This window comes from Methylocaldum sp. RMAD-M, assembly GCF_017832375.1.
Taxonomy (GTDB): domain Bacteria; phylum Pseudomonadota; class Gammaproteobacteria; order Methylococcales; family Methylococcaceae; genus Methylocaldum.
Window position 1 is genome coordinate 321,733 of sequence record NZ_JAFIBZ010000002.1, and the last position, 10,957, is coordinate 332,689.

The window sequence follows — 10,957 nt, forward strand, 5'->3', positions numbered from 1 at the left end:
GCGATGGCGATTCTAGTTGCTACCGATCTACTCAAACGCTACAACAAGCGCAATGTCGTCAACGGTGTCTCGCTGCAAATCCACAGCGGAGAAGTCGTAGGCTTGCTGGGGCCCAACGGGGCCGGAAAAACCACCAGTTTTTACATGATCGTGGGGGTAATACGTCCGGATAGCGGTACAATCTACCTCGACGAACACAACATCACGAATCTCCCCATGCATGCCAGGGCGCAACTCGGCGTAGGCTATCTGCCGCAGGAGCCTTCGATCTTCCGGAAGTTGACCGTAGCCGACAATTTGCGGGCGGTATTGGAATTGCGCAAAGGATTGACCAACGGACAGCGAGAACTGGTGATCGAGGAGCTTCTCGAGGAATTCAGTATCGGCCATCTGCGCAACCAGCCCGCCCTGGGACTCTCGGGCGGAGAGCGCCGAAGAGTGGAAATCGCGCGGGCCCTGGCCTGCGAGCCGCAGTTCATGCTGTTGGACGAACCGTTCGCGGGGGTCGATCCGATCTCGATCATCGACATCCAAAAGATCATCGAGCACCTGAGAGACCGCGGCATCGGTATTCTCATTACCGAACATAACGTGCGCGAGACGCTCGGAATATGCAACCGCGCCTATATCCTCAGCGGAGGCGTCGTGATCGCAGAAGGCACGGCGCAAGACATAGTACAAAACAAGGAAGTACGCCAAGTTTATCTGGGCGAACATTTTTCCCTTTAGACAGTCCCTTTCATGGTTAGTACCTGTGCACTAGAATGGTTCTGATTTTTCACTCTCACACTGCCAACGCGCATTTCTGGACGTAAAGCTTCATGAAGCAAACTCTGCAACTCCGGTTGGGTCAGCAGCTGACCATGACCCCCCAATTGCAACAGGCTATCAAGCTGCTGCAGTTGTCAAGCCTGGATTTACAGCAGGAAATACAACAGGCGCTGGACTCAAACATGATGCTCGAAGTGGCGGAAGACGAAGGCAGCCACGGGGAGTTTCATGACTCGGTAGAAACCCCTGCCCCGTCCAGCGAGCCGGAATTCAAGGAGTTGTCGAATCTCGACGCCCAAACCGATATCCCCCAGGAATTACCGGTCGATACCTCATGGGACGAGGTGTACGACAGTTTTCAGAGCTACTCCGTCGCGGCCTCAGATTCGGACAGCGACGATTTCATTTTTCAGCGGGCGCCGGCCCAGTCCTTGCAGGATTACCTGCACTGGCAGATGGAGCTGACGACGTTCAGCGAACAGGACTACGCCATCGCCACGGCGATTATCGACGCTATCGATGACGACGGCTATCTGACGGTCAGCGTGGAAGACATCCATCAGGGCCTCGTCAATCAAATCAACGGATTGGAGATCGAGGAAGTGACGGCCGTTCTGCATCGGGTTCAGAATTTCGATCCGCCCGGAGTGGCCGCGCCGGACCTCGCGAATTGCCTGGCGATCCAATTGAATCAGCTGCCCGATGACACTCCGTGGAAAAAGGAGGCGTTCACGCTGGTGACCCGGCATCTGGAGCTCCTGGCCAAGAAAGATCTGGCCAAGCTCAGACGCACGCTGGAGCTGTCCGAAGAGGATCTGAACCACGTGGTGGCTTTGATCCGTACTTTGGAACCCAAACCCGGCCGCAAGATCTCTGCCTCGGAATCTCAGTACGTGATTCCCGATGTGTTCGTGGTCAAGCAGGGAAACGATTGGATCGTCGCTCTCAACCCCGAAATTTCGCCCAAGCTGCGCGTCAATCCGTTTTATTCGGGCATGATCAAGCGCGCCGACAACAGCGCGGACAACGTCACCATGAAGAACCATCTGCAGGAAGCGCGCTGGTTCATCAAAAGCCTGCAAAGCCGGAACGACACCCTGCTGAAAGTGGCTCGCTGCATCGTCGAACGCCAGAAAGACTTTTTGGAATACGGCGAGACGGCCATGAAACCGCTCGTTTTGCGAGACATCGCCGAAGAAGTGGGAATGCACGAATCCACCATTTCCAGGGTTACAACGCAGAAATATATCCACACGCCGAATGGCGTCTTCGAATTCAAGTACTTCTTCTCCAGTCATGTCTCGACGAATGCCGGCGGAGAATGTTCGGCAACCGCCATCAAAGCATATTTGAAAGAAATCATCGAAGGCGAAGATCCGCTGAAGCCTCTGAGCGACCACACGATCGCAGCCATGCTGAAGGGACGGGGCATCAACGTGGCGCGCCGCACCATCGCCAAATATAGGGAAGCCATGGCTATTCCGCCGTCCAACGAAAGAAAACGTGTTTTTTGATAACAATCATCCAAAACTAGGGAGATCATCATGCAAATCAGCATCACCGGCCATCACATCGACGTAACCGAAGCCCTGAGAAATTACGTCATGGAAAAAATGCAGCGGATCGAACGTCATTTCGACAAGATCGTAAATGTGCACGTGGTGCTCGAAGTGCAAAAACTGGCTCAAAAAGCGGAAGCGACGGTGCAAGTCAACGGCGCCAGCTTGTTCGCTCAGGAGGAAAGCGAGGATCTGTATGCCGCCATCGACGGCATGGTCGACAAGCTCGATCGACAAGTCGTCAAACATAAAGAAAAAGTTCAAGAGCACTGATCACTCGCCCCACAGCACATTCGTTTTTTCGGCTGATATAGGCGTGAGCAAAACGTCGCCATGAAACTCGTCATCGTCAGCGGTTTATCCGGGTCGGGCAAGAGTATCGCGCTGGAAACTCTAGAGGATTCCGGTTACTACTGCATCGATAACCTGCCGGTCTCGCTGTTCGAATCTTTTATACGGCAAGCCGTGATCAGCAACCCGGGAGCGTTCCGGAAAACCGCGATCAGCATCGATGCCCGAAATCAGAGCGCGAGTCTGGACCAGTTTCCCCTGACTTTGGAACTGGCCGACAGGTTCGGGATAGAGTGTCAGATTCTCTTTCTACAGGCGGAGACCGACACTCTACTCAAGCGTTTCAGCGAGACCCGCCGCAAGCATCCGTTAACCGATTCGGCTCGTCCGCTCAGCGAAGCGATCGAACTGGAGCGTAAGCTGCTGGAACCGGTCGCGAGTCGCGCCCATCTCCTTGTAGACACCACTTACACCAACATACATCAGTTGCGTGAACTGATAAGAGGCCGTCTCGGAGCGAAGCAGGAGCATTCGATGTCCTTGTATTTCCTGTCTTTCGGCTACAAGAACGGCATTCCGCTCGACGCGGACTTCGTGTTCGATGCGCGCTGTCTACCCAACCCGCATTGGGAACCCAGCCTGCGCAGCAAGACCGGTAAAGACGCGGAAGTGATCGAGTTTCTCGCAAACATTACCGAGGTTCAAAGCTACCTGGACGACGTCGTCGCCCTATTGCAACGCTGGATACCCCGGTTCGCGGACGAAGACCGCAGCTATCTGACCGCCGCCATCGGATGCACCGGCGGACAGCATCGTTCGGTCTATCTGGTGGAAGCGCTGGCAGAGCGCTTCCGTTCGGATACGTACGATATTCTTGTTCGGCATAGGGACTTGAATTAGCCCCGACGCCGGACCGCACGGACATCGGGTCTGGCGTTTTTCCGGGCCACAGCCGGTTTCGTTATAATTCCCACGGTCGAACGGTGCGGAATCATGCTTTCAATTTCAAAAACACTACCGCTTATTTTTCTCAGCCTCCTTCTGGCGGCCTTCACGCCGGCCTACGGAGCCAAGAAAACGGCGCCGGCGCCGAAATCCCAACCCAAGGCAAGCGCCGAAGCGAAGCTCGATAAATTGCCCATCGCTTATCTCGCGCAGGCCCCTCAAGGCCCGCCGATCCTGCCTTTTTTCGAGCAGGCGGTCACCGACGGAGGGCTACAGGGCGCACGTCTCGGCATTCAGGACAACAATACCACCGGCCGCTTCACCCGCCAGAACTTCAGCGTGCGTGAAAGCATCGTGCCGCCGGACGGCGATGTTGCCGCAGCATTCAAAGCCCTGCTGGCAGACGGCCATAGACACATCCTCCTCAACCTGGAGTCCACAAGGATCCGCGAACTGGCGGCTTTGCCCGAATCGCAAAATGTTTTGCTATACGATATCGCCACCCGGGACGATGAATTCCGCGGCGAAGCCTGCCGCCCCAACGTACTCCACCTTTTGCCCAGCCGAGCGATGCGCGCCGATGCCTTGGGGCAATACCTGGCGAAGAAGCGCTGGAACAAGTGGTTCCTGGCTGCCGGACCCAACGATGGCGACAAGCTTTACGCCGAAGCGGTTAAACGCGCCGCCAAACGTTTCGGAGCGAAAATCGTTGCGGAAAGGACCTGGCAACACAGCTTCGACGAACGCCGCACGCCGGAATCGGAAGTACCGGTTTTCACCCAGGGCGTCGACTACGACATACTCATCGTCGCCGACGAATCGGGTTTATTCGGCGATTTTCTTCCTTATCGCACCTGGCAGCCGCGCCCCGTCGCCGGCACTCAAGGGCTGGTGGCGACCGCTTGGCACCGGACGCACGAGGCATGGGGCGCGCTGCAATTGCAGAACCGTTTCCGCGATCAAGCCGGCCGCTGGATGACCGAGGAAGATTACGGTGCCTGGCTGGCGGTTCGGGCCATCGGTGAATCGGCCACGCGCACCAAATCGGTCGATTTCGACAAGGTGAAAACCTTTATGCTCGGAGAAGAATTCGCCCTGGCCGGATTCAAGGGCGTGCCCTTGTCGTTCCGACGCTGGAACGGCCAATTGCGGCAACCGGTGCTGATCGCTTCCGAACGGTCGATGGTAGCCGTCGCTCCGGTGGAAGGCTTTCTCCATCCCAAGAACGAATTGGATACCCTGGGTTACGATGAACCCGAGTCGAAGTGCCGCTTCTAAGCCGCGCAATAAATCCCAGTCTTACCAGAGGAAACAATCGATGAAAAAACTGATGATGTCGGCCCTTTTGCTGGGAGGAATGGCCTCTAGCTCCGCTTTCGGCGAAACGGTCTTCGTCACCTTGGAAAAAGACAATGCTCTGGCCGTGGTCGATGCCGCACAAGGAAAACTCATAAAAACCGTCAAGATCGGGAAACGCCCTCGGGGCATCGTGCTGAGCAAGGATCAACGCCAGCTCTACGTCGCGGCCAGCGACGATAACACCATTCAGGTCATCGATACGGAAAGCTTGAAAGTGGTCGGCAAACTGCCTTCGGGGGAAGATCCGGAAACCTTCGCGAGGGACCCCGAAGGCCGGTTCCTGTACGTCTCCAACGAAGACGACAATCAGGTGACCGTGATCGAGATCGCCTCCAAGAAGGCCGTCAAAACCGTTCCGGTCGGGGTTGAACCGGAAGGCATCGCGGTCAGCCCGGACGGGAAATGGGTGGTCAGCACCAGCGAAACCACCAATATGGCCCACTGGATCGACCGCAGTAGTCTCGACATCGTGGACAACACGCTGGTCGATCCGCGTCCACGCGCCTGCGCATTCACCGACGACAGCCGGCAGCTCTGGGTCACTTCGGAAATTGCCGGCACCTTGACCGTATTCGATGTCGACACCAAACAGCCGGTCAAAAAGATCGGCTTCAAGATTCCCGGCGTCACTCAGGAGAAAATCCAGCCGGTCGGCATTCGTATCGATAAGGATCGACGTTACGGGTACGTGGCCTTGGGGCCGGCGAACCGGGTCGCCGTCATCGACGCGCAAAAGCTGGAAGTCGTCGACTATCTCCTGGTCGGTCAGCGGGTTTGGAACCTCGAATTTTCGCCGGATCAATCCCGGCTCTATACCACCAACGGCGTGAGCAACGACATTTCGATCATTGATCTCAAACAGCACAAGGTTCTGAAGTCCGTCGCCGTGGGCCATTACCCATGGGGGCTCGTCGTTAAACCTTGAACCATGACTCTTAATGCCACACCTGCCCTGACCGTGGCGGGACTTTCCTATGCCTACGGCAAAAAGAAGGCGCTTGACCGCGTGAGCTTTGCCGTTGCGCCCGGTGAATGCACCATTTTGCTGGGCCCCAACGGCGCCGGCAAGACCACGCTGTTTTCCCTGATCACAAGGCTGTACGACAGTCGCGAAGGACGAATCCTTATTGCGGGACACGATGTCAGGAAAGAATTCAGCCGAGCCCTGGCGCAACTGGGCGTCGTTTTTCAGCAAACGACCCTGGATCTCGATCTGACCGTGCTGCAAAACCTTCACTATCACGCTTCGCTGCACGGTCTGAGCCGCCGCCGCGCCGACGCGCGCATCCGGGAAGAACTGGAGCGTCAAGGTATGTTCGAGCGGCGGAAAGAGAAGGTTAGGCAGCTCAACGGCGGCCACCGGCGCAGGGTCGAAATCGCGCGGGCCTTGTTGCATGAGCCCCGGCTACTGCTTTTGGACGAACCCACGGTCGGCCTGGATGTTCCGAGCCGTAAGGCCATCGTCGACTACGTGCATCGGCTGTGTTCCGATAGCGGCATCGCCGTGCTCTGGGCCACTCATCTGATCGACGAGATCTACGAAAACGATCGTCTGGTCGTATTGCACAAGGGAGCCGTTAGGGCCGACGGTTCTATCCCGGAGGTATTGAAAACCACCGGCGCTGAAACCGTGGGCGACGCGTTCCACAGGCTGACGCGGGAGGCCGCATGAGGCTCATGCACTACCTCCGCGCCTTGCGCGGCATCATGGCGCGGGAACTGCTGCGCTTCGTGCACCAGCGCGAACGCTTCGTCTCGGCCCTGGTGCGCCCCCTGGTCTGGCTGTTCATCTTCGCTGCCGGTTTCCGCTCGACTTTGGGCGTCGCGATCATTCCGCCCTATGAAACGTATATTCTGTACGAGGTCTACATCACGCCGGGACTGCTCGGGATGATTCTGCTGTTCAACGGCATGCAGAGTTCTCTCTCCATGGTTTACGACCGCGAGATGGGCAGCATGAAAACCCTCTTGGTGTGTCCCTTGCCCCGCTGGTATTTGCTGGTGGACAAACTCCTGGCCGGCGTTCTGGTCGCGGTATTGCAGGCGTACACCTTTCTCCTCATCGCCTGGTTTTACGACATCCGAGCTCCCTTGGAAGGCTATCTGAGCGTGTTGCCGGCGCTGGTCCTCTCCGGTTTGATGTTGGGCGCGCTCGGCCTGCTGCTGTCTTCCTTCGTCAAGCAGCTTGAGAATTTCGCCGGCGTCATGAACTTCGTGATTTTTCCGATGTTCTTCCTGTCCACCGCGCTCTATCCGCTGTGGAAAATCCAGGAATCCAGCGAACTCCTCTACACTCTCGCCTCGTACAACCCATTCTCCCAAGCCGTGGAACTCATCCGTTTCGCGCTCTACGGTCAGTTCAATCTTTACGCTTGTATCTACACATCCGTGGCGCTGATTGTTTTTCTGATCATCGCCATCATCGGATACAATCCCTCACGAGGAATGATGCAACGTAAGGGTGGACCAGCCGCATGACACAATCGAAAACAATATTGGTAACCGGAGGTGCCGGATTCATCGGGGGAAATTTCGTGCTTCGCCAAATGCGCCGGGCGAATCTTCAAGTCGTCAACCTGGATGCCCTGACCTATGCGGGCAATCTGGATACGCTGGAAAGCATCAAGGACAACCCCGCCCACGTCTTTGTCTTGGGCTCCATCGGCGACCGCAGCCTGGTGGATTATCTACTGGAACGCTATCAGCCGGACGCCATCGTCAATTTCGCCGCGGAAAGCCACGTGGACCGCTCGATCGACTCGCCGGAACCTTTTATTCAGACCAATATTCTCGGCACATTCCAATTGCTGGAAGCGGCGCGCCGTTATTGGCGGTCGCTTTCTCCCAAGGCGCACAAAGCGTTTCGCTTCCTCCACGTCTCCACCGACGAGGTCTACGGAACGCTGGGATCAGAGGGGTTCTTCACCGAGGAAAACCCTTACCGACCAAACTCGCCCTACTCGGCTTCGAAGGCCTCGTCGGACCATCTGGTCAGAGCCTACTTCCACACTTATGGAATGCCGACTCTAACCACCAACTGCTCCAACAACTACGGACCATACCAATTCCCGGAAAAGCTGATTCCGCTGATGATCCACAATGCCATGAACGGCAAGCCGCTGCCGGTCTACGGGACCGGTGCCAACGTGCGCGACTGGCTTTACGTCGAGGACCATTGCCGGGCCGTCGAACGAGTCCTTGAGGATGGCAAAGCGGGCGAGGTCTACAATATCGGCGGCAACAACGAAAAAACCAATCTGGAAGTCGTCGAGACCATCTGCAGCTTGCTCGATGAATTGTTGCCTAATTCCAAATACCGTCCGCACCGCGAACTGATCACTTTCGTTACGGACCGCCCCGGCCACGATCTCCGCTACGCGATCGATGCCGGCAAGATACGCCGGGATCTGGGATGGGAACCGGCCGAAACCTTCGAGACCGGACTCCGCAAGACCGTGGAGTGGTATCTGGAAAACCAGAACTGGTGCCAGCGGGTCATGGACGGCAGTTACCGGGGAGAACGCCTGGGAATCGAAAAGTCCTGAGTGCAGCGGTCTGCCGGCGACAACAAACAGCATGCAAGGGGGGAATATCTTTGAAGTCCGATAACTTGAAGGGGATTATTCTGGCCGGGGGCTCGGGCACTCGCCTGCATCCGTTGACCTATGTCGTCAGCAAACAGCTACTGCCGGTTTACGACAAACCGATGATCTATTATCCCCTGTCGGTGCAAATGCTGGCGGGCATACGGGACATACTGATCATCACTACTCCCCAGGACGCGCCTTTATTCCAAAGTCTATTGGGCGACGGCGAGCAATGGGGCATGTCTATCCGTTATGCCGTGCAGCCGAAACCCGAAGGACTCGCCCAAGCCTTCATCATCGGACGGGAGTTTGTCGGCAAGGATCGTTCCTGCCTGATCCTGGGCGACAACATTTTCTACGGCCATGGCCTCCAGACTTATCTGGAAAAAGCGGTTGCCCGCGAAACCGGTGCTACGGTTTTCGGTTATTGGGTCAAGGACCCCGAACGCTACGGCGTCGCAGAGTTCGATGAGAGTGGCCGCGTGGTGAATCTCGTGGAAAAACCCAAGCGCCCCAAATCCAATTACGCCATCACCGGTCTTTACTTTTACGACAACCAGGTGGTCGACATGGCGGCCGACCTGAAACCCTCGGCCCGCGGCGAGCTCGAAATCACCGACATCAACAACCTGTATCTGGAGCAAGGACGGCTTCAGGTCGAAAAACTCGGCCGCGGCGTGGCGTGGCTCGACACCGGAACGCACGACTCGCTGCTGCAAGCTTCCAATTTCATTCAAACCATAGAAGAACGCCAAGGCCTGAAAATCTGCTGCCCGGAGGAAATTGCCTGGAGCCAGGGCTGGATCAGCGGCGGCGATCTGGAAAAGCACGCCATGAAGCTGAACAAGAGCGGCTATGGAGAATACCTGATCAGACTTCTAGAACTGGGCCGCCCCGCATGAATATAGAATCCACTCCATTGCCGGGCGTGTTGCTGATCAAGCCCGACGTCTTCGGCGATGCCCGCGGCTTCTTTCTGGAAACCTGGAATCGGCGGCGCTATCGGGACGCCGGTTTGGACCGGGAGTTCGTTCAAGACAACGTATCGCTGTCGCGCAAAGGCATTCTGCGCGGTCTGCACTTCCAGAATCCCACCCCGCAGGGCAAGCTCGTGCAGGCCTTGCAAGGCGAGGTATTCGACGTGGCGGTCGACATCCGCACCGGCTCGCCGACTTTCGGCCAGTGGTTCGGTGCGCTCCTTTCGGAAGAAAACCACCATCAGCTTTATGTGCCGGAAGGTTTCGCCCATGGGTTCTGCGTGCTGAGCGAGACTGCGCTTTTTTCCTACAAGTGCACCGATTTTTATAATCCGAGCGCGGAATACAGCCTCCGCTGGGACGATCCGGATCTGGGCATCACTTGGCCGATCGACAATCCCGTTTTGTCGGCGAAGGACCAATCCGCCCGGAATTTGAAGGATTTTCCCCGCGAGCTGCTCCCCGTCTGGCAAGCATGAAGATTCTCCTGATCGGACGTGAAGGACAGGTGGCGTGGGAGCTACGCCGGAGTCTCGCCTGCCTGGGAGAAACGATAGCGCTGGATCGCCGGTCGACTCCGGCTTTGGACTTGACCGATCCCGATTCCATCCGCGCGTCGGTGCGGCAAATCCGGCCCGGCTTGATCGTCAATGCGGGTGCCTACACCGCCGTGGACAAAGCGGAACAGGAAAACGATCTCGCCTTCCGGGTCAATGCCTTGGCGCCGGGCATCCTGGCGGAGGAAGCGCTGAACGTCGGCGCCGGCCTGATCCATTATTCCACCGACTATGTTTTCCCGGGCGACGGCGACGACGATGCGCCCTATCGCGAGGACGATCCGGTGGGCCCGCAAAATGCCTACGGCCGAAGCAAACTGGCCGGCGAAGAGGCCATCCGCCAGGTCGGCGTGCCTCACTTCATCCTGCGCACTGCCTGGGTTTACGGACGGCGCGGCCAGAACTTTCTGCTCACGATGCTGAGACTGATGCGGGAACGCGAACTCGTCCGCGTCGTGGACGATCAGTACGGCGCTCCTACCTGGAGCCGTCTCATCGCCGAGGCCACCGCCTTGATGCTTGCCAAGTCCACCGCGAACGGACGGTTCGAGCCGGGCGATCGGCAAGGAATTTATCATCTGAGCTGCGACGGACAGACGAGTTGGCACGGCTTCGCCTGCAATATACGCGACTACTCCCTCGAAAAGGGATTGTTGCCGGAATCCGCCGCCAGGCTCGAACCAATCCCGAGCTCCGAATACCCCACTCCCGCACGGCGTCCGAAATATTCCGTGCTTTCCAATAAAAGGCTCTTCGAGGAATTCGGTCTGGGCTTACCCGATTGGGACCAGGCTCTCCGTTTTTGCCTGGATGAATTTGCATACCGAACAAAGGATTGAATTACCTATCCTCGGCGTTGGCAAACATGCCTGAACCGTTTCTCACGCCTGAATTACTGCGGTTCCGCAAAG

Annotated in this window: 12 protein-coding genes; all 12 read left to right on the forward strand. The window is 57.1% G+C overall.

The features are described 5' to 3' along the window. Window positions 1–3 precede the first annotated feature (3 nt). On the forward strand, window positions 4–729 hold the full coding sequence (lptB, locus tag JOD69_RS03600) for an LPS export ABC transporter ATP-binding protein (protein ID WP_077728081.1): 726 nt from the start codon (window positions 4–6) through the stop codon (window positions 727–729). Between the two features lie 92 nt (window positions 730–821). Continuing rightward, a complete protein-coding gene (locus JOD69_RS03605) occupies window positions 822–2,285 on the forward strand; it encodes an RNA polymerase factor sigma-54 (protein WP_077728080.1) in 1,464 nt (487 codons plus the stop codon). Between the two features lie 30 nt (window positions 2,286–2,315). Further along, on the forward strand, window positions 2,316–2,603 hold the full coding sequence (raiA, locus tag JOD69_RS03610; protein ID WP_077728079.1) for a ribosome-associated translation inhibitor RaiA: 288 nt from the start codon (window positions 2,316–2,318) through the stop codon (window positions 2,601–2,603). A gap of 60 nt (window positions 2,604–2,663) precedes the next feature. Further along, complete coding sequence (gene rapZ, locus JOD69_RS03615) at window positions 2,664–3,521, forward strand: RNase adapter RapZ (RefSeq protein ID WP_077728078.1); 858 nt, start codon at window positions 2,664–2,666, stop codon at window positions 3,519–3,521. Window positions 3,522–3,614: 93 nt separating this feature from the next. Continuing rightward, on the forward strand, window positions 3,615–4,844 hold the full coding sequence (locus JOD69_RS03620) for an ABC transporter substrate-binding protein (protein ID WP_210023801.1): 1,230 nt from the start codon (window positions 3,615–3,617) through the stop codon (window positions 4,842–4,844). A 40-nt stretch (window positions 4,845–4,884) separates the two neighbouring features. Continuing rightward, entirely contained in the window at window positions 4,885–5,850 is a 966-nt protein-coding gene (locus JOD69_RS03625) for a PQQ-dependent catabolism-associated beta-propeller protein (RefSeq protein WP_077728076.1), read from the forward strand. A 3-nt stretch (window positions 5,851–5,853) separates the two neighbouring features. Then, window positions 5,854–6,597, forward strand: a complete 744-nt coding sequence (locus JOD69_RS03630; protein ID WP_077728075.1) for an ABC transporter ATP-binding protein — start codon at window positions 5,854–5,856, stop codon at window positions 6,595–6,597. Then, window positions 6,594–7,403 carry an ABC transporter permease gene (locus JOD69_RS03635; RefSeq protein ID WP_210023802.1) on the forward strand — a complete coding sequence of 270 codons (810 nt, stop codon included), beginning with the start codon at window positions 6,594–6,596 and terminating at the stop codon, window positions 7,401–7,403. The genes JOD69_RS03630 and JOD69_RS03635 overlap by 4 nt, the downstream gene beginning before the upstream one ends. After that, complete coding sequence (rfbB, locus tag JOD69_RS03640; RefSeq protein ID WP_077728073.1) at window positions 7,400–8,470, forward strand: dTDP-glucose 4,6-dehydratase; 1,071 nt, start codon at window positions 7,400–7,402, stop codon at window positions 8,468–8,470. The genes JOD69_RS03635 and rfbB overlap by 4 nt, the downstream gene beginning before the upstream one ends. Window positions 8,471–8,520: 50 nt before the next feature. Then, on the forward strand, window positions 8,521–9,414 hold the full coding sequence (gene rfbA / locus JOD69_RS03645; protein ID WP_240502361.1) for a glucose-1-phosphate thymidylyltransferase RfbA: 894 nt from the start codon (window positions 8,521–8,523) through the stop codon (window positions 9,412–9,414). After that, window positions 9,411–9,968, forward strand: a complete 558-nt coding sequence (rfbC, locus tag JOD69_RS03650) for a dTDP-4-dehydrorhamnose 3,5-epimerase (protein ID WP_077728072.1) — start codon at window positions 9,411–9,413, stop codon at window positions 9,966–9,968. The genes rfbA and rfbC overlap by 4 nt, the downstream gene beginning before the upstream one ends. Next, window positions 9,965–10,885, forward strand: a complete 921-nt coding sequence (gene rfbD, locus JOD69_RS03655) for a dTDP-4-dehydrorhamnose reductase (RefSeq protein WP_077728071.1) — start codon at window positions 9,965–9,967, stop codon at window positions 10,883–10,885. The genes rfbC and rfbD overlap by 4 nt, the downstream gene beginning before the upstream one ends. The last annotated feature ends 72 nt before the right edge of the window (window positions 10,886–10,957 follow it).